We start from the raw sequence: 18,671 nt of genomic DNA, 5'->3' as shown, positions 1-18,671 counted from the left end.
GGACTCGCCCGTCGGCCGGCTGACCCCGTGGCGACTGCCAAACGAGGGACGCATCGGCGACGTGAGAGAGAGTGTGAGCGCTAACACATCGGGAGTCAAGTTGGCGTAGTCAATATGTTGCATTTCGATTCGACATCGCCCGCCGGCGCCGTGCTGGCTACGACGCGAGCCGCGCCACGCTCGTCTTCGCCGTCGCTTCCCTCCGGCCGGGACCGGACCGCGCTGCGGACCGTCGCCTCTCCAGAAGCGCGTGCGTGGCGCCCAGGACCGCTCCGATCGCCAGACCGATCGCGGCTCCCAGCAACGGCTCGTCGGCGAACGCGGAGCCGCCCAGCCAGCCGAGCCCGATCATGTAGGCCGTCCAGGCCACGCTTGCCAGCGCGCTGAACAGCTGGAACCGGCCCAGCGGCAGCGACACCGACCCGGACGTCCAAGTGGTCGCCGCACGCCCGCACGGAAGGAACCGTCCGGCCAGGATCGCGGCCGCGCCGTACCGCGTCAGCGCCCGTTCCGCCTTCGCCCTGGCCACGGCCAGCTTGCCCGCCGTGACCCGGCTGGCCGCCTTCCGGCCGAGCAGGTAGGAGACCCGGTCGCCGGCCATTCCACCGGCTGCCACGGCGGCGGCCAGCGCGACGAGGTTCGGCGAGCCGGTGGCCGACAGCGCGCTCAGGCTGATCACCACGGCCTCGGACGGCACGACCGGAAAGACTCCGTCGACCGTGACCATGGCGAAGACGATCAGGTAGAGCCACGGCGAGGAGATCATTGGCAGCAGGGTCTCAAGCACCGTCACACCATTCATCGATCCGCTGACATGAACAAGACCGATCACGACAACGCGGCACGATGGGGGGAGCCGACGGATTGAGAGGGTCGGTGGCTATTCGTGTGCGATCGCGTGCAGCACGTCGACCCGCGCCGCCCGGATCGCCGGCAGGGTCGCGGCGAACGCGCCGACGATCACGGCGAGTACCAGGTAAGTCCCCATCCGCTCCCAAGGCAGCGCCACGTCGGTGAAGCCCTCCTTTCGCAGTGCTCGGACGACCGTCGCGCCCAGCCCGCTGCCGACCGCGAGGCCGAGCAGCGCGCCGAACACCGAGATCACCACCGCCTCGACGGCGATCATGAGCATGGCCTGCGACCGGCGCAGTCCGATCGCCCGGAGCAGGCCGAGCTCGCGGGTGCGTTCCAGGACCGACAGCGCCAGGGTGTTGACGATGCCCAGGACGGCGATGAGGATCGCCAGCGCCAGCAGGAGCTGGATCATGGCCAGGATGGTGTCGAACTGGCTGCTCTGCTGGGCGATGAAGGCGCCGCGGTCGCCGACGGTGACCTCGGGACTGTCGGCCAGCAGCGCGTCGATCTGCTTGCGGACCTCGCTGACGTCGGCGCCGTCGGCGAGGCGCAGGTAACCGAACGAGGGCTGGGCCACCCGGAAGTCGTGTGCCGCTTCGGCGGGCAGGATCCATCCGCCGACCCGGTACACGTCGTCGTCGGTGTAGACGCCGGCCACGGTCATGGTGCGGACACCTCCACGGGCGAGCCGGACCCGCACGGTGCTGCCGGCGTGCAGGCCCAGTTCCGTGGCGCGCTTGGCGTCGACGGCCAGGTGGCCGGCCGGCAACGTCGCGAGCGTCCCCTCGGTCGCCCGCAACGGCAGCATGCGGGTCATGGCGGCCAGATCGGTGACCGCGGTGACCCGGTTCGGCCGGCCGTTGATCATCGCGATGTCGCCGTACTCGCCGACGACCTCGCGTACCCCGCCGATCTGGCGTGCGCGGCCGAGCACCGCGGGGTCGAAGGTCGGCGCCGAGTCGCCCCCGGGCGCACCGGAGATGATCAGGTCGGCCTTGACCCGCGTGTCGACCATGGTGGTGAAGCTGGCGGTCGCCGATTCGAGGACGACGTGCACTCCGGTGATCAGCGCTAGGCCGACCATGAGGGCGGCGGCGGTGATCGCGGTGCGCCGCGGGTTGCGGGCGGAGTTGAGCCGGCCCAGCCGGCCCGGCACCGACCGGGAGAACAACAGGCCCAGCACCGACACGACCGGCCGGGCGATCATCGGCGTCAGCAGCGCGATGCCGGTGAAACTGACCAGCACGCCGCCGAGGAGCAGCGGCATCGTGGCCGCACCACCCTGGCCGGCGAGGCCGAGTCCGAGCGCGGCGCCGCCGATCGCGGTGATCAGCACACCGGCGACGGTGAGGCGGGTCAGCGGACGGTCCGGCGCCGCGACCTCCCGCAGCGCCGCCACCGGCGGGACACGCGCCGCGCGCACCGCCGGCAGCAGCGCCGCCACCAGCGTCACCAGGGTGCCCACCGCGAACGCGCTCACCACGGCCGAGGCCGGGATCTCGATCGATTCCATCGGGAGGTCGGTGTTGCCGACGTGCCTGAACACGTACGCCAGCAGCGCACCCACCCCGATGCCCGCACCCAGCCCGAGCGCCGAGGCGACGATGCCGATGACCAGCGCCTCGACCAGCACCGACCCGATCATCTGCCACCGGCTGGCACCGATCGCCCGCATCAGCGCCAGCTCCTTGACGCGCTGCGCGACGAGGATCGAGAACGTGTTGAGGATCAGGAACGTCCCGACGAACAGCGCCACTCCGGCGAAGCCGAGCAGCACGTTGTTGAAGAAGCTCAGCGCCTCGCGAAAGACTTCGGCGGCGGCGTCCTGCAGTTGCCTGCCGGTCTTGACGTCGTAGGTGTCGCCCAGCGCGGCCGAGAGCCGGTCGCGCAGCACCTCCGGCGCGACGCCCGGCGCGGCCTCGACGACGACGGCGGAGTACACGCCCGTCCTGCCGAGCATCAGCTCCTGCGCGACCGGCTCGATGAACGACACCTCCTGGGCGCCGCCGACGGTGTCGCGATCGCCGCTGTAACCGAAGACGCCGACGAGCGTGAACGTCTTCTTCGGCTGCAGGGTCAGCACGCCCACCCGGTCACCGACCTCGATCCCGGCGGCCGCGGCCAGACTCGCGTTGACCGCGATCTCGTCGGCGGCTCGGGGCTCGCGCCCGGTGCGCAGCCGGCGATGGTCCGCCGTGCCGGTCCAGCTGGTGCCCAGGCGGGCCGGCCCGGACGTGGTGACGACTTTGCCGTCGGCGCCGATGACGCGCGCGCCACTGACACTGACGACGCCCGTGGCCTTCTCGACGCCGGAGACCGCGCGGACGTCTCCGATCAGCTCCGCCGGGACGGTGGCGGAGTTCTCGTCGGGCTCGCCGCCCGACACCGGGGCCTTGCCGCTGACCGCGACGTCGGTGCCCGCGTACACACTGGCGGAGAGACTGTCGAACGACGCGCCCAACGTGCTGGTGAGGACAAACGCGCCGGAGACGAACATGACGCCGAGGACGACGGCTATGCCCGACAGGACCAGCCTCAGTTTTCGGGAGCGCAGGCTCTTGAGGGTCGCGCGGAGCATGGTCAGGCCCCCACCGTCCGGCCGGCGCCGACCGGGCCGGTGTCGAGGCGCCCCATGGTGTCGAGGACGGCGTCGGCGGTCGGCGCGTGCAGCTCGGCGCGGACCTCCCCGTCGGCGAGGAAGACCACCCGGTCGGCGTACGAGGCGGCGTTGGGGTCGTGGGTCACCATCACGATCGTCTGGCCGTAGTCGCGCACGGAGCGGCGCAGGAAGCCCAGCACCTCGGCGCCCGACCGCGAGTCGAGGTTGCCGGTGGGCTCGTCCGCGAAGATCACATTCGGGCGGGCGACAAGGGCGCGGGCGCAGGCGACGCGCTGCTGCTGGCCGCCGGAGAGCTGGCTCGGCCGGTGCGAGAGCCGGTCGCCGAGACCTACGATCTCGATGACCTGGGCGAACCAGTCGCGGTCGGGCTTGCGGCCGGCGATCGACAACGGCAGCAGGATGTTCTCCTGTGCCGTCAGGCTCGGCAGCAGGTTGAACTGCTGGAAGATGAACCCGACCTGATCGCGGCGCAGCCGGGTCAGCTTGGCGTCGCCGAGCCCGGTGACGAGCACGTCGCCGATGTGGACCTCGCCGCGGGTGACGGTGTCGAGCCCGGCCAGGCAGTGCATCAGCGTCGACTTGCCCGACCCGGACGGGCCCATGATCGCCGTGAACCGGCCGCGTCCGAGATCGACGCTGACGCCTCGCAACGCCGCCACCTGGGCCTCGCCGCTGCCGTAGACCTTCCACACATCGACGGCGCGCGCCGCGACCGTGGCGTCCTGGCGAGCCTCCGCGCCGGGTGGCCCGGTTGTCGTGGTCTGCACGGTTCCTCCTTGTGTGGCACTGAACGGTCTGTCGACCCGCCTCATCCAAGCGCCGCCCGCGGCCGGGCACATTGGCCCGTACCCGAGTCTTGGGGGTAGGGCTAGCACTAAGACGTACAGTGCTGGCCGTGACGACGACCGTGACGGCTGCGACCGGCGCAAAGGCCCGCGCCGGCAGCGCGTGGGAGGCGATGCGGACCCGGCCGCTACGCATCGCGTTCTCACCATGGCCGCTGCGGGCGTTCGCCTATCTCGCGTCCGGGGTGGTGGTCGGCGTCTTCACCCTGGCCTGGTTGCCCCTCGCGTTCCTGGCCGGCGTGGCGGTCCTGACGCCGCTGGCGATACAGCCACTGGCGGCCCTCGAACGGCGGCGGATCACGCTGCTCGGCGGGCCGGCACTGCCCGATCCGCACCGGCCACCGGATCGGCCCGGCCTCGTCGCGTGGCTACGCCTTCGCCACAGCGAGGCCGCGACATGGCGGGAACTGGCGTACGCGGTGCTGCACGGAACCGTTCTGCTGGCCTTCGACCTGGTGGCCACGCTGCTCGCCCTGAGCCCGGTACTCGTCCTCATCCTGGTGCTGAAGACGGACGACCCGCCGCCGAGCGGGACTCCGGCCGAGCTGTCGGACGTCGCCGCCCCCGCGCTGCTCCTGGGGTTCGCCATGATCGTCGCCGTGTTCGCCATCTGCTACGCGGTGGTTCTCGCCGCGATCGCCCACGCCGCGCTGGCGCACCTCCTGCTGGCCCCCGGCGAGGAGTCGCGGATCCGGACGTTGACCCGGTCGCGGGCGCGGCTGATCGACGCGTTCGAGGTCGAGCGCCGGCGCATCGAACGGGACCTGCACGACGGCGCCCAGCAACGCCTCCTCAGCCTGGCCATGACCCTCGGAATGGCCCGGCTGGAGGTCCGCGACAACCCCGAAGCCGCCCAGGCCCTCGTCGACCAGGCAGCCGAGCAGGCCAAGGCCGCCCTGGCCGAGCTTCGCGAGCTGGTACGCGGCATCCACCCGCAGATCCTCACCGAGCGTGGCCTGCCGGCGGCGCTCACCGAGCTGGCCGACAGCGCCGCCATACCGTTGACGCTCGCGATCGACGTACCCCGCCGGCTGCCGTCCACGGTGGAGTCGGCGGCGTATTTCGTGGTCGCGGAAGCGCTGACCAACGCCGTCAAACACGCGCAGGCGCGCCAGATCCGGGTGACCGGCCGCCTCGACGGGACCACCCTCGTCGTCGAGGTCCGCGACGACGGCGTCGGCGGCGCGGACCCCGGCAGCGGAACCGGCCTGACCGGCCTCGCCGACCGCGTCGACGCGCTGTCCGGCACGCTCACCCTGTCCAGCCCGCCCGGTGGCCCGACCGTTCTCAGATTGGAGCTGCCATGCTCCGGATAGCGCTCGCCGACGACGCGGTGCTGCTGCGCGAAGGACTCGTCGGCATCCTCGCCCGCTTCGGTCACAAGGTCATCGCCGCGGTCGGCGACGCCCCGGCGCTGGCCGATGCCGTCGTCGCCGACCGTCCCGACGTGGTGGTGACCGACGTACGGATGCCGCCCACCTACACCGACGAGGGCCTGCACGCGGCCCTCGCCCTGCGCCGCGACCACCCCGGCCTGCCGGTCCTGGTCCTCAGCCAGTACATCGCCACGACCTACGCCGGCGAACTGCTGGAATCCTCGGGCAGCGGTGGCGTCGGATACCTCCTCAAGGACCGGGTCGCCGACGTGACCGAGTTCGTCGACGCCGTCGAACGGGTCGCCGGCGGCGGCTGCGTGATCGACCCGCAGGTGGTCAGCAAGCTCCTCGCGCTGCGCCGCGACCCGCTCACCCGGCTGACCCCGCGCGAACGGGAGGTCCTGGCGCTGATGGCCGAGGGACGATCGAACGCGGCGATCTCACGGTTGCTGACGGTGACCGACGCCGCGGTCGGCAAACACATCGCCGCCATCTTCGCCAAACTCAACCTGCCCGCGACCAGCGAAGACGACCATCGGCGGGTACGCGCGGTGCTCGCCTACCTTCAGGGCTGACCAGCTCCGACGTCTTTCGTCGCCGGAACGAGCCGCCGTCGTCAGGCCGCCTCGCGAGCCGCGACCGGGGAGCCGACGTGCCGAATGCGACCCGAGCAAGCCACCAGCGGGGGACTGACATCAGGGGATGTCGAGGTTGTGGTGCGTCACCGCATAGGGGAAATACAGTCGCACGGCGGTTCGCCCGTGACCGGTGTGCGTGAGCAGGACGTCGGCGAGTTGCCGGGCCACCCACAGGCCCCCGGCATCGACCGGGGTGGCCGGTGGCCGGTATCCCGCGTCGGCGGGGATGGGCTGTGCGCCGTGGTCCTCGATGTGCACGATCAGGGTGTCGTGATAGGCCCACGCGCGCATGTGTACCGGTGGCCGGCCGTGCTGCAGGCCGTTGGAGACGACTTCGCTGATCGCCATGGCGACCTGCCGGGCGGCAGCGGGGGCGAAGCGATGCCGGCCGGCCCAGTCCACGACGTCGGCGCGGCAGGTGGCCAACTGGCCGACCTCCCACACGAGCCCGTCGATCTCGGTGACCGGCGGGGTGGGAGTCATGGTGGCCTGCGCGTGGGCGTTCAGGTAGGTGGCCGGCGCCATGTAGCGAGGGTTGTCCTGCTCGCCCTCGACGGTCACCTGCCGGCCATGGACTTCGCGGACGCCGTCGATGACAGTCGCCGGGTGATGGTGGGAATGCCAGATACAGGTGATCGGGCAGCCGTAGCGGGCGAACACGTCGTTGACCATCGCCTCGTAGCCCAGAAACGCGGCGGCGCGATTCACCGGCGCGGACGCAGCGCTGATCAGGTCCGGCTCGGCGACGAGGTGGACGGGCTGCCGCCGGGAGCAGCGTTCGTCCAGCAGACGCCCGAAGCTGCGATAGGCGAACCCGAGGCGCTGGTAGAAACCGTCCGGGGGCGCCCACTGCAGGGCGTCGGCGTCGCCGCCCAGCCGGTCACGCACGGTCTGCTCGGTGGCGGCGCCGACAACCATCAGCACCGCCTGCCGGGCGTTGATCTTCCGCCGCAGTAACGGCACGAGCTGCCGTTCGATGGTGTCCGGCGCGTCCACGGCCAGCAGACTGTGGCAGAACCCTCCCTGGGCACGGTGGTCGATCGCCCCGGTCACCGCGAGTCCTCCGGCCGGCCGAGGCCGTCCTGACCCGCTGTCGGGCCAGGGTCCATGACGATGCCGGGAAGGGCATCGACGTTACACAGTGCGAATGTCTCCGCGACCGAGGGCGAGCGCCGTAACCGCACGGTCGTGTTCACGGCGGCCGCGGCCGCACCCACCCGGGCGAGCATGCGCATTCCGGCGACATCCAGGAAGGTGACCGCGGCGCAGTCCACCGTCACCACCGGCGGGCCCAGCAGGGCACGGATACGCTCGCCGATCACCTCCGCGTTGCCCACGTCGATCTCCCCGGACACGGCGATCTGACCGGCCGACCACACCACCTCACAGCCGTCCACCACCTCGAACCCGCGGTCCACAGACAGCACACCCGTCGACATGTCGACCCCGCCGTCTCTTGTCTACTTAGAGTCCGACGCGGCCCTGGTTCCGCGCAAACCTCCGATCCGGAAGGCGGGCCGCCGAGCCTGGCGGTGGTATGAGGGCAGCCGATAACCGAGCAGCAGCCGCGTGCCGGTCGAATCGGTGATGATGTCCAGACTGGTGCAGGCCTGTTGGATGAGCCACAGGCCGTGCCCCGGTGCCAGGCAGTCGGGTGTGCCGGAGCCGGGCCGGTGGATGGGCAGGGAGGTACCGCTGAGGCCGGGGCCATGGTCGCTGACCTCGCACCACAGGTGACCTTCGCCCTGCCAGAGCAGTAGCTGACCGTGCCCGCCGCCGTGAAGTACTGCGTTGGTCATGGCCTCGTGTGCTGCGAGCACGAACCGGTACCGGTCGGCGTCGGCTAGCGCGTGGTGGGTGGCGACGGTCTGCAGGTGTGTGCGGACGGCGGGCAGATCGGCCTGCTGGAACCAGCGAATCAGCGGCAGGTCGACGTCAGGGTGGTCGGTGGCGAGACCGGGCCGGGGATCGAGCGGTGCGCCGGCGGCCAGCAACAGGATGCTGCGGTCGCGGCGGGCGTCGGTGAACGCGCCGGTGGGGTCCAGGCCCCGGTGTTGCAGGGTGAGGAGTTCGGTGGCCGCGGCGGTGAACGTCTCGATCGTCTTCCGGTGGGCGTCGCCCCATGTACCCGGGGTGCCCCGGTACACGGTGACAGCGCCGGCGTGGCGGCTCCCGCCGGCGTGCAGCGGCAGCGCGTACACCGACCGCACACCGGCGTCGAGAGCGGCCGCCGTGAACCGGGGCCATCGCAGTCGCCATGACGGGTCGGTCAGATCGGTGGCCCGCACCGCCTGCCGCAGACGGTTGGCGTCGCGCCCGGGACCTTCGTCCAGGGCGTCCTGCAACGCTTCCAGCCGGGCGATGCCCGGGTCGCCGGCGAAGCGGACCTTCGGCACTGCGCTGGACGTGCCGGCCGCCAGGCCGAGCCCGGTGCCGGGCATCAGCGCCGGGTACGCATGACACAACTGGCCCACGTCGGGGCCGTAGCCGGACACCAGCTCGAAGATCCGGTCCTGGCGCCGGTCGCTGGGCCCATGGTTGCACTGCCCGTTGCCAGGCACAGCAGACGACATCCTCCTATCACGCACCGCGAAAACGCCACGTCCAACACCGACAGGCGGCGGTATACGTTTTGTGAGTAGAACGTGCGTATCCACGCACAACCGTTGGCGTGGGACAGCAGCGGCCGGAGATGATCCCCTTGACGAGCCCAACTCCTGGTGCACCGGTGCAGCGTGCCTTGGTGGAGACCCGCGACTTCGCGGCCGCGCACGAGATGCTGAGCTGTGCGTACTCCGAACATCGGCTTCGGCTCACGCGGCCGGCCCCCGGCTTCGTTTTCCGGTCCCAGGCGATGCTCGCCGCTGACCTGTCGGTCGACCGCATGACCTACGGAGGGTGGGTGCAACTCCTGATCGACCCGATCGACTACGTCATCGTGTCGACGATGCTGGACGGCCGGCTCAGCCTCGGCCCCGATCAACGTGACCAGTTCACCGCAGGCGACGCCGCACTGATACCGCTCCGCCGGCCGATCCACGCCGTGTGGGATCACTTCACCGTGCAGGCGCTGCGGATACCGCTGCCCGCGGTGACCAGCATCGCGCGGCGGCTCGGCGTCGAACCGGCGGATGTGCGCTTCGACGGCTCGGCGGCGGTGTCGCCGGCGATGAACCGGCACTGGCTGGCCACCGTGGCCTACGTGAGCCGGATGTGCGCCGGGCCCGACCCCGCGATCGATCACCCCCTGCTTCGCGCGGGCGCGGTGAACACGGTGGCGGCGGCGGTGCTGGCCGTATTCCCGAACACCACGATGAGCGTCGACTACACCGCCGGACCCGGTCGTGTCCCCCCTGCCGCGGTGCGGCGGGCGATGGCCTACATCGACGCGCACGCCGAGCAGCCCGTCACCGTCGAGGACATCGCCGCGGCCGCCGGTGTCAGCGTGCGCGGGTTGCAGGCCGCGTTCTCCCGGCACGGCGACACCACCCCGACCGGCTACCTTCGCCGAGCCCGCCTGCGTGGCGCGCACCGCGACCTGCAAGCGGGCGACCCGACGCGCGGGGACACCGTCGCCATGATCGCGCGCCGATGGGGGTTCGCCAATCCCGGCCGATTCTCCGTCGAATACCGCATCGCCTACGGCCAGCCACCCAACCGCACCCTCCGCACGTGAACACCGCAACCCAGAAGGGGAAGCGATGGTGACCGACGCGCACACCACGGCCTTCCAATCCACCGACGCTGACACCATCGGCACCTACCTCAGCGACGCCTACGGCGCCGGCATGCAGGTCCGCAGCAGCGAGCAGCGCCCCCTGCTGCGCCACCGGCGCACCCACACCACCGGATTCGACGTCGACGCCATCGCGCAGTCCGCCACCCTGGACTTCCAGGGAGAACCGCTGCCCACCGTCGTGATCGTCGCGACGTCCACCGCCAGGCTGCACCGCACCAGCGGCGACAGCGACCGCCGCTACGGGCCCGGCGAGATCTGCCTCGGCGCCTACCCCGGCCTGCCCTTCACCTGCACCTGGTCGCCCGGTGAACTCACCACCTGCGTCCTCGACCCGGCCGCGCTCGCCCACGTCGCCGCCCCCGCCCCCGGCCGGCACACCCCTCTGATCCGGTTCACCAGCCTGGACCCACTCTCTCCGGCCGCCGCCGCACACTGGCGGCACACCCACTCGTACGTCACCGAACTGCTCACCAACAGCGAAGCCGCCGCCTCGCCCCTTCTGGTCGCCACCGCTGCCCACCTCATCGCCACCGTCACGTTGACGACCTTCGCGAACACCGCCCTGACCGACCCCACCATCGAGGATCGCCACGACGCGACCCCCACCACCCTGCGCCGCGCCATCGCCTACATCGACGAGAACGCCGCCCGCGACGTCACCGTCGCCGACATCGCCGCAGCCGCCAACATCAGCCTCCGCGCCTTGCAACTGGTATTCCGCCGTCATCGCGACACCACTCCGATGGCATACCTGCGCCGGGTCCGCCTGGACCATGCCCATCACACCCTGGCTACCGCCGATCCCGGCGCCACCACCGTGGCCGCCGTCGCCGCGCGCTGGGGCTTCACCACCCCGCGTCGGTTCGCCGCCCTGTACCGCGGCGCCTACGGCGTGCCGCCCGCCCGAACCCTGCGCGACACCCCCTGACCGACACCGCGCCGGACTGTGCTCGCACAGACGGCGAGGAGGGCTTTCCCGGTCCACGGACGAGACCGCGACCTCCCGCTGGAGCGTCAGAGGACCTCAGGACTTTCCCACTGTGCCCTTCTCACCCCGTCCGAGTCAGGTACGACGGCGAACCAAGCACCCATCGACTTGTCCGCCAGCATCAGTGAGAAGCCCTCGTCCATGACTTCGGCAAGACTGTCGGCGCCACCGGGATACGCCCGGTAGACCAGTTCACCAGGCAGGATGGGACCCCTGAAGGCAGTGAAGTCGTCCTCCAGAATCTCGGGCCCGGTTGCAGGCCCGGCTCAGTGATCACACCGAGGAGAGAGCGCGGCCGCACCAATCCGGCTATGTCCGTGGCATTTCCGCGGGTCACCTGGAACCACCGACAACCGTAGGCTCCATGCGCCCAACGCTCGCACAACAGGGTGGTCCGCTCAGAAGCCTCTCGCACCGCGTTCCAGAAGCTCGCGTCAGCGATCGCCTCGACCGGCTTCGACACATCCGAGGGCTCCGGACCTGCACCGCGCCACTGGACAGCCATCTCCGCACTTCGGAGCCCCGCCAGATCGGTGGCTACTGCCGGTGTCACGTAGAGGTGTACAGCCCCATCCCACCCCGACTCGATGTAAAGCCGGCCGGGCATGACAAGCCGGCAGGCACCGTCCGCTGGGGATCAACCGCTTGGGCGCCTTCAAGACGGACGCACGCGGCAAGGCTCCCCGCGACGATCGCGCCTACGCCGAACTGGCGTTGGAGTATTCCTTCCTGGTCGAAGACGGCAACAGGTCGCCCGTCAAGGCCCTCGCAGCACGCGAGGGGGATCCGCTGGCACGTGGGCGAACCGGATCGCTGAGGCGCGCAGACGGGGATTCCTCACGCCCGTCAAGCCCGGCGAAGCCGGAGGCGGGATCACGGAGGCTGCTCTCCGTCTCCTCGGATGGGATCCCGAAGAAGACGAACGCATCGACGCGCAGATCGCCGAGGAAGAGGCGGCGCAGGAAAGGACGGACAACAGTGAGTAGACGACCCCTTGGACTCGGCGAGCACGGCGAGATCGAGGTAACGCCACAGGTTAAGGACGAGTCCGGCAAGTGGAAGCGCGCTCCCTACGCCCGTAGCGCGCAACGGTGGCGGGCACGGTGCAGCTTCCGGGGACACGACGGCTTGATCGGTGAACTCTCCCGCTTCGCCAAGACGAAGAGGCTCGCCACCGAAGCGCTGGAGAAGGCGCTGGCCGAACGGCACAACACCGGGGTCGAGATGACCTCCAGCACCCGCCTTACCGAAGCCGGCCAACTTTGGCTGACTCAGATCAAGCGCACTGACTCGCGGCTGAGCGCCAAGACGATCGAGGCGTACGAGGGAGGGTTCTTCCGCTACGTCGATGTCGAGGGATCCACGATCCGAGGGTTGACGTTGACCCAGCTCAACGACCCTCAACGACTCAAGAAGTTCTTGCAGGCCGTCGCCGACCAGCACGGGACTGCCTCCGCGAAGATGGCCAAGAGCATCGTCTCCGGCATCCTGCGGCTCGCGATAGAGAACGGTGTCCTGGCGCGCAACGCGCTACGGGAGATCCGCCCGGTCTCCGCTCAGGTGGTCAACCCGACGACCCGAGAGCGCGACACCACCCGCGCGCTCACCCGAGAGGAGCGTGACTCGCTCATCGCGCACGCGGACAAACTGGCGCTGAGCGAGACCATCTCGCCGTCCACTCGGCGCAAGCGGCAGACCGTCGCCGACCTTCTCGCCTTCATGGCCGGAACCGGCGTCCGCATCAACGAGGCTCGCTCGCTGCGCTGGGAGGACGTGGACCTGGAGACCGGTGCAGTGAACGTCAACGGGCTCGGGGTGTGCGGACTGCAACTTGTGCACCTCCAGGATCATGGGAAGGTGACCACCTTTGCTGCCCCTTCGTTCGGTTCCTCGGAGGGGCCGAATGCGAGTTCCCTGGATGTGCCGCCACTGTTCGCCGCGCTGAACGGAGCGCGCAGCGTGCTCTTGGCAGGTGCCGGCGGAGGATTCGACGTGTACGCCGCATTGCCGTTGGCCATCACGCTGTGGGACCACGGTGTTGCGGTGCACCTGGCGAACCTGTCGTTCACCCAGCTGGAACTGCTCGACCTGGACGCATGGTCGGCACCCAATGTGGCCCTCGTCGGCCCGGCCACCAACGGACCGGAAGACTATTTCCCGGAACGGACCCTTGCCCGCTGGCTAGCCGGCCACAACCTCCCCTCGACGGTGTATGCCTTTGCCAAGACCGGCGTACAACCACTGAGGGCCGCCTACCAGCATCTCGTCGGCGAACTCGGAGTCGACGCGATCGTGCTGATCGACGGTGGAACCGACATCCTGCTGCGAGGTGACGAAGCCGGCCTCGGCACGCCCACAGAAGACATCACCAGCCTGGCCGCGGTTGCCGGCATGGACGTATCGGTGAAGCTGGTGAGCTGCCTCGGCTTCGGCATCGACGCCTACCACGGGGTCGTCCATAGCCAGGTTCTGGAGAACCTCGCCGCGCTCGACCGTGACGGCGGGTACCTGGGCGCTCTGTCCATCCCCGGAGCCAGCAGAGCGGCGGTGCTGTATCGCGACGCCGTCGCTGACGCCCAACAGGCCACTCCAATGCGGCCCAGCATCGTGCACGGCCAGATCGCCGCGGCCACCACAGGGGCATTCGGTGACGTCCAGTTCACCCGACGAACCGCTGGTAGCACGCTGTTCGTCAACCCGCTGATGGCTGCCTACTTCACCGTCGATCTCGCCAAACTCGCCGACCGATGCCTCTACCTCGACCGCATCGAACAAACCTTCGGCATGCGCCAGGTGGCGACACGAATCGAGACCTTCCGCGAAGGGATCAACACTCGTACACCTCGCGTCTTTCCGCACTAACAGCATCGCCCGGAGAAGCCACGGTGAGCGTGATGCCTGTCGTGATCCCGTGCCGGCTGGCACTCGGTCGGGCCGGGTAGCGACGGCGCATTGCTGCGCGCCGTGGCCTACCAGCCATGTCGGCGGGGGGATATGCCCTGATCGAGGTGCCGTCGGCTGGGGCCAGGCGGTAGTCGCACCTACTGCTACGGCTGCTGGCCCGTTACCTGTGAGGTGACCAACCGGCGGCCGTATCCGTGGTGGCGGCGGAGGTGGTCAGGAACGGGCAGCTGAACCCACGGTGTCGGGCGTTGGCGCGTCGGCGGGGCTGGGCAGGTGGCGTCGCACCGTCCGCGCGATTGACCGATCTTCTCAGCGATTTCGGGGACGGTTCCACCCTGCACCAACTCCGCACCCGAATCCCCACCCCCGGACGCCCTCTGCGCCGACGCGACAGCCGCCAACACCGCCACGACAGCGGGCGAACGCTGATGTACATCACCCTGCTCGCCGACGGCACCGGCAGCGGCTGGGCCTTCGGCCCACGACCGCACAGCAAAGTTGCGCTGCCGGGCATTACCGATGGGTGCGCCAGGGTCAGCGGCTGCCCGGTCGTCGCGGCCGAGGCTTTCTCTTCCCGGCTCAGTCGGCACCTACAACCGCTGCTCCTTGGTGCCGCCCCGGTCGCGTCATACCGGGCCAGGCGACCGAGTGCCCCCGACTAGGAATGACCAGAAAGTAGCCGGTGCGGCAGTCCCTTTCTGCCGTTGGTGCCTCTCATCATCCGCGCGAGTCCGCAGAGGGGTCGGCGTCGCCGCTGCGCGCGGGTCTTGGCGCCGGCTGGCGCGCCGGTGATGGCGCCTCACTCAATCCGGCGGCGGTGGCTGCGTAGCGCCTCAGCTCAATGCCCACGGTGTCGGATTGCTTGTAGACGACTTCAGCCTGCGGAGCCGCTGCTGGCCATGTTTGGATCAGGTAGCTCTCGGTCGGCTCGAAAGCGACCCCGTCCGGATGGAGATCACGGCCGGCGGCATGGACCCGGAATCGATACGTTCCCGGCCCATTGGTGGTCAGCGCGGGCAGCGGCGGCGGGTCGTCCATGAGGGCTCGTACGACAACGTCGCCGGTGCTGGCGTGGAAGTCGATTTCGATGACCTCGTCCCAGTCGCCGGTTTCGACGCGCGCCGGGGGCGACTGTCTGACCTCGACGGTCACGGTCACGCGTCCGCTGCTGGCTCCGGTGGTGATGGCCGCGGAGTCAGGGGTGACGGCGATGAGCCCGTTGTCCGGCGTGGGTAGAGCCTCAAGTCCAGGCCACAGTCGCTCGGCGAGAAGGAACTGCGTTTCGTCGACTCTCGTCGCCGCTTGGACGCGGACTGGCTCACTCACGCCGGCCAACCTTTCATCCCGGGGAGGCTATTCGACCCAGGTGTAGAAAGCGTCGTTCTCGATGACCCGGTTGTTGATGTAGAAGCTGTTCAGCAGGCCACCTGCGCTGGAGTTTTCTCCGGCGAGGATCATACAAGAGCTGTATCCATTGGGGCCGGTGATGCCGGTCGGTAGCGCGGTGATCTGGCACCAGTCGAATGTTCGGCCGGATCCGCCGCCGGTGAAGGCGCCCTGGTGGGTGGAGCGGAACGGGTACTCGTCACAGCTGTGGCCGGGCGGCCGCGGCCAGTTGACGCGGTCCGGGCAGGCAGTGTTGCCGTTTTGGTCTCGCAGGCCCGCATCCGTCAGCCGGGTCAGCGGCGTCCCGCCGGGGTAGAAACCGCGCAGTCCTGATGCCTCGGCGCTTTGCATGTGGCGAATGAATGTCGGGCGGTTGGTGGCGTTGACATCCCACGGCGGCTCGTAGTCGGGGATGACGCATTCCACGACGTTGGATCCGGGAACCGCGTTGTCGCAGCGGACGTCTACCGGCGGGGTCAGGGCTAGTACTGCAACCCGATGTTGCGACTTGAGCTGTGGTGACTCGTTGACTGGTCATGCTGGGTGGCGAGGTGCTCGCGGAGTGGCAGTCGGGTCTGGATGATCTGTTCGCGGTGATTGCGGGCCGGTTCTCCCGGGTGGAACCCCGCCGGCTGGCGTTCGCGTACGTGCGTGGGCTGCTGGCGCCGTTGGAACGGCGTAACGGGTGGACGATCGCGGAGCATGCCGGTCGGCGGTCGCCGAACGCGGTGCAGGAGATGCTGTACAGCCCGTGCTGGGATCCGCATGCGGTCCGGGACGATCTTCGCGGCTACCTGGTCGAACACCTCGGTGACGCCGAGGGTGTTCTGGTCGCTGCCGACACCGGGTTCATCAAGAAGGGAACCCGGTCGGCCGGGGTGCAGCGGCAGTACTCGGGCACGGCGGGCAAGGTCGAGAATTGCCAGATCGGCACGTTCCTGGCCTACGCCAGCCCGAAGGGACGGGCGTTGATCGACCGGGAGTTGTACCTGCCGAAGTCCTGGACGACCGACCGCGAGCGGTGCACGGCCGCGGCGGTTCCCGCCGAGGTCGAGTTCGCTACCAAGCCGCAGCAGGCCCGCATGATGATCGCGCGGGCCGTCGCGGCGGGGGTGCCGTTCGCCTGGTTCACCGCGGACGAGGCGTTCGGGCAGAACCCCGGTCTGCGGGACTGGCTCGAACAGCGGGACATCGCCTACGTGATGGCCACCCGTAACGATGACGAGGTCCCCGCCGGGCTGCACACCGTCAGCCCGGTCAAGGCCATGATCAATACGATCCGGGCCGGGGCGTGGCGGCGGGTGTCCTGTGGCGACGGCGCCCACGGCCCGCGGGTCTACGACTGGGCCTGGACCCCGGTCCGCACCACGTTCGCTCACGGCCGCCGCGGCTGGGTGCCGGCCCGCCGGTCGATCAGCACCGGTGAGATCGCCTACTACCGGTGCTTCGGCCGGCGCGGGACCCGGCTCCGCGACCTGGTCCGGGTGGCAGGTGCCCGCTGGGCGATCGAGGAATCGTTCCAGACCGCGAAGAACGAGGTCGGCCTGGACCAGTACCAGGTCCGCCGTTACGACGCCTGGTACGCCCACATCACCCTGGCCATGACCGCCGCCGCGTTCCTGGTCGTGGCCCGTGCTACCGAAGCCACAAAGGGGGTGCCGGAGCCGGCGACGGCAAGCTGATCCCGCTGACCAGCAACGAGATCCGCCGCCTGTTCACCCGACTCGTCCTGACCACGGTGCACACTGCCGCGCACGTCTGGCACTGGTCCTGCTACCGCCGCCGACGCCAGGAACAAGCCCGAGCCTGTCACTACCGCAAACGACTCGAACCACCATAAGCAACGACATCGGGTTGCAGTACTAGTGGCGGAGCGGGGGTGGCACCCGGGCTGGTGAGGATGAACGACGTGGTGGGGCGTTCCCGGTCGGTGCTGCCGACGCTGGAGATGTTGGTCTGGAAGATGGCGTTGGACTCGACGTCTCGGCCCACCGACAAGACGGTGGGCGGCAGGGTCCACGTGGAGGTGAAGCAGTTCCCCTGGCAGCGGGCGCTGTCGGGGGTTATCACAGTGCCGACTGCCGCGTTCAGGATCGAGTACGGGACCACCTCCAGTTGCTGGCTCCAGGCTGACGACACGTTGACTGTCGTGGTGACGTCGAAGACTAGGAACTGCATGGTTCCGATGATTTGCCCGGTCCGGACGTCGAATACCTGGTAGAACCAGTCCGTGATTCCGCAGATGTACTGGCGGTTCATGTAGTAGTCGTTCAGTGGCAGGGTCTGACACCATTCGGGGCCAATGGCGTCGAGTTTTGCGCGTCGAATGGCTTCCTTGGTTTTGGTGCTGGGTTTAGTGTTCCTTTCGATGCACGCTGCGGATTTCTTTCCTGCTGCGGCCAGGGATCCCAGCGTCGCCTGGACGGCGTCGCATGTCTGAGCCACGGTGAAAGCCGCTGCTCCGGCAGGTGTGGGCGGTTGTGCCCGTCCGGGGCTACTGACTGACGGCGGCAGGCTCGGCGTTGCGGGTCCTGCGGACGCGGCGGTTGCCGCCGATGTCATCGATAGCCCGACGACTATTGCGAAGGTTAACACCTTGACCTTCACTGTCATCTCTCCCCTCCGTATTAGAAACGACCGGCATAGGCTGACCGATTCATAGATAGATGTCAGTAGATGTTCTAGATTCACCTGATGCCCAGGGGGTCCTGAGCGGTCCGATCTCAGAATGTAAGATTGATCAAACGCGGCCATCGCCAGGAAATACCCTGCCCGGCAGGTGCGGGAACCGCCCATCTGGCCACAGGCTCCCGGCTCCGCCCGCCGTTGCGGCCGATATTGATGCGTGGCTATCGGTGATCAATGGCGGTGATTTCATTCGGTAGACGCGTACGCGGTCGAACCAGATGCCTCGCCCGGGTGACGGCACGCTGTCGTTACGGCCATGAGGGCGCTGTTGCATTGAGCAATCGGGTGCCGCGGTGTCGGCTCAGCCGAGTGGTCAGGCACTGTTGATCGGTGAGGTCTTCAGCCCGGTCGCGTTCGTGGTCTGCTCCGTTGTCGGCGTTCGCGGGGTTCCGGTTTCCGCCGGAGGTGATCGTGGTGGCGGTGCGCTGGTACCTGCGCTACAACCTGTCGTACCGCGACGTCGAGGAACTGCTCGCCGAACGCGGTATCGAAGCCGATCACGTCACCGTCTACCGGTGGGTGCAGCGGTTCACCCCGCTGCTGGCCGACGCGGCCCGGTTCACCCGCCGCGCTCCGGGTGACCGCTGGTACGTCGACGAAACGTACGTCAAGGTCAACGGTGTCTGGCGGTA

Annotated in this window: 16 protein-coding genes; 7 read left to right on the top strand and 9 right to left on the bottom strand. The window is 69.2% G+C overall.

All coding sequences use genetic code 11. The features are described from left to right. Positions 1 to 157: 157 nt before the first annotated feature. From QLQ12_RS41815 to QLQ12_RS41805, 3 genes are all read right to left on the bottom strand, one after another. A complete protein-coding gene (locus tag QLQ12_RS41815) occupies positions 158 to 787 on the bottom strand; it encodes a DedA family protein (RefSeq protein ID WP_282766611.1) in 630 nt (209 codons plus the stop codon). A 93-nt stretch (positions 788 to 880) separates the two neighbouring features. Beyond that, positions 881 to 3,433 carry an ABC transporter permease gene (locus QLQ12_RS41810; RefSeq protein ID WP_282766610.1) on the bottom strand — a complete coding sequence of 851 codons (2,553 nt, stop codon included), beginning with the start codon at positions 3,431 to 3,433 and terminating at the stop codon, positions 881 to 883. Positions 3,434 to 3,435: 2 nt separating this feature from the next. After that, positions 3,436 to 4,287: an ABC transporter ATP-binding protein gene (locus QLQ12_RS41805; RefSeq protein WP_407651699.1), complete on the bottom strand. Its 852-nt coding sequence runs from the start codon at positions 4,285 to 4,287 to the stop codon at positions 3,436 to 3,438. A gap of 83 nt (positions 4,288 to 4,370) precedes the next feature. On the opposite strand from QLQ12_RS41805, the gene QLQ12_RS41800 reads away from it, so the two are divergent. Then, positions 4,371 to 5,636, top strand: a complete 1,266-nt coding sequence (locus QLQ12_RS41800) for a sensor histidine kinase (protein WP_282766608.1) — start codon at positions 4,371 to 4,373, stop codon at positions 5,634 to 5,636. Continuing rightward, on the top strand, positions 5,624 to 6,271 hold the full coding sequence (locus tag QLQ12_RS41795) for a response regulator transcription factor (RefSeq protein WP_282766607.1): 648 nt from the start codon (positions 5,624 to 5,626) through the stop codon (positions 6,269 to 6,271). Before QLQ12_RS41800 ends, QLQ12_RS41795 begins: the two co-directional genes overlap by 13 nt. A 120-nt stretch (positions 6,272 to 6,391) precedes the next feature. Here the strand turns inward: QLQ12_RS41795 and QLQ12_RS41790 are convergent, their stop codons facing one another. The 3 genes from QLQ12_RS41790 to QLQ12_RS41780 are packed head-to-tail and all read right to left on the bottom strand — an operon-like array spanning position 6,392 to position 8,907. After that, positions 6,392 to 7,387 (bottom strand): MEDS domain-containing protein, encoded by a 996-nt coding sequence (locus QLQ12_RS41790; RefSeq protein WP_282766606.1) that lies wholly within the window; start codon positions 7,385 to 7,387, stop codon positions 6,392 to 6,394. Then, positions 7,384 to 7,773, bottom strand: coding sequence for an STAS domain-containing protein (locus QLQ12_RS41785; protein WP_282766605.1), 390 nt, complete (start codon positions 7,771 to 7,773; stop codon positions 7,384 to 7,386). The genes QLQ12_RS41790 and QLQ12_RS41785 overlap by 4 nt, the downstream gene beginning before the upstream one ends. 21 nt (positions 7,774 to 7,794) lie before the next feature. After that, entirely contained in the window at positions 7,795 to 8,907 is a 1,113-nt protein-coding gene (locus QLQ12_RS41780) for an ATP-binding protein (protein WP_282766604.1), read from the bottom strand. Between the two features lie 155 nt (positions 8,908 to 9,062). Between QLQ12_RS41780 and QLQ12_RS41775 the strand changes: the two genes are divergently transcribed. The 3 genes from QLQ12_RS41775 (at position 9,063) to QLQ12_RS41765 (ending at position 13,923) form a co-directional block, all read left to right on the top strand. Further along, positions 9,063 to 10,010: an AraC family transcriptional regulator gene (locus QLQ12_RS41775; protein ID WP_282766603.1), complete on the top strand. Its 948-nt coding sequence runs from the start codon at positions 9,063 to 9,065 to the stop codon at positions 10,008 to 10,010. A gap of 25 nt (positions 10,011 to 10,035) precedes the next feature. Continuing rightward, on the top strand, positions 10,036 to 11,001 hold the full coding sequence (locus QLQ12_RS41770) for a helix-turn-helix domain-containing protein (RefSeq protein WP_282766602.1): 966 nt from the start codon (positions 10,036 to 10,038) through the stop codon (positions 10,999 to 11,001). Positions 11,002 to 12,189: 1,188 nt separating this feature from the next. After that, a complete protein-coding gene (locus QLQ12_RS41765; protein WP_282766601.1) occupies positions 12,190 to 13,923 on the top strand; it encodes a DUF1152 domain-containing protein in 1,734 nt (577 codons plus the stop codon). A 759-nt stretch (positions 13,924 to 14,682) separates the two neighbouring features. On the opposite strand, the gene QLQ12_RS41760 is transcribed toward QLQ12_RS41765, so the two are convergent. Together QLQ12_RS41760 and QLQ12_RS41755 are read right to left on the bottom strand one after the other, a co-directional pair. Beyond that, positions 14,683 to 15,291: a hypothetical protein gene (locus tag QLQ12_RS41760; protein WP_282766600.1), complete on the bottom strand. Its 609-nt coding sequence runs from the start codon at positions 15,289 to 15,291 to the stop codon at positions 14,683 to 14,685. Positions 15,292 to 15,318: 27 nt separating this feature from the next. Further along, entirely contained in the window at positions 15,319 to 15,777 is a 459-nt protein-coding gene (locus tag QLQ12_RS41755) for a NucA/NucB deoxyribonuclease domain-containing protein (protein ID WP_282766599.1), read from the bottom strand. 110 nt (positions 15,778 to 15,887) lie between these two features. On the opposite strand from QLQ12_RS41755, the gene QLQ12_RS41750 reads away from it, so the two are divergent. After that, the gene (locus QLQ12_RS41750) at positions 15,888 to 17,033 is read left to right on the top strand and encodes an IS701 family transposase (RefSeq protein ID WP_282766598.1); all 1,146 of its coding nucleotides are present in this window, start codon (positions 15,888 to 15,890) and stop codon (positions 17,031 to 17,033) included. A 130-nt stretch (positions 17,034 to 17,163) separates the two neighbouring features. Here QLQ12_RS41750 and QLQ12_RS41745 read toward each other — a convergent pair whose 3' ends face one another. After that, positions 17,164 to 17,964 carry a hypothetical protein gene (locus QLQ12_RS41745; RefSeq protein ID WP_282766597.1) on the bottom strand — a complete coding sequence of 267 codons (801 nt, stop codon included), beginning with the start codon at positions 17,962 to 17,964 and terminating at the stop codon, positions 17,164 to 17,166. Between the two features lie 444 nt (positions 17,965 to 18,408). Between QLQ12_RS41745 and QLQ12_RS41740 the strand changes: the two genes are divergently transcribed. Next, the coding region (locus QLQ12_RS41740; protein WP_407651698.1) for a transposase at positions 18,409 to 18,671 on the top strand (263 nt) is incomplete at its 3' end.

Origin of the sequence: Actinoplanes sandaracinus (assembly GCF_030009775.1) — a bacterium.
GTDB lineage: Bacteria > Actinomycetota > Actinomycetes > Mycobacteriales > Micromonosporaceae > Actinoplanes > Actinoplanes sandaracinus.
Note: the sequence above shows the minus strand (reverse complement) of the source record. Positions and strands in the feature narration are given on the sequence as shown.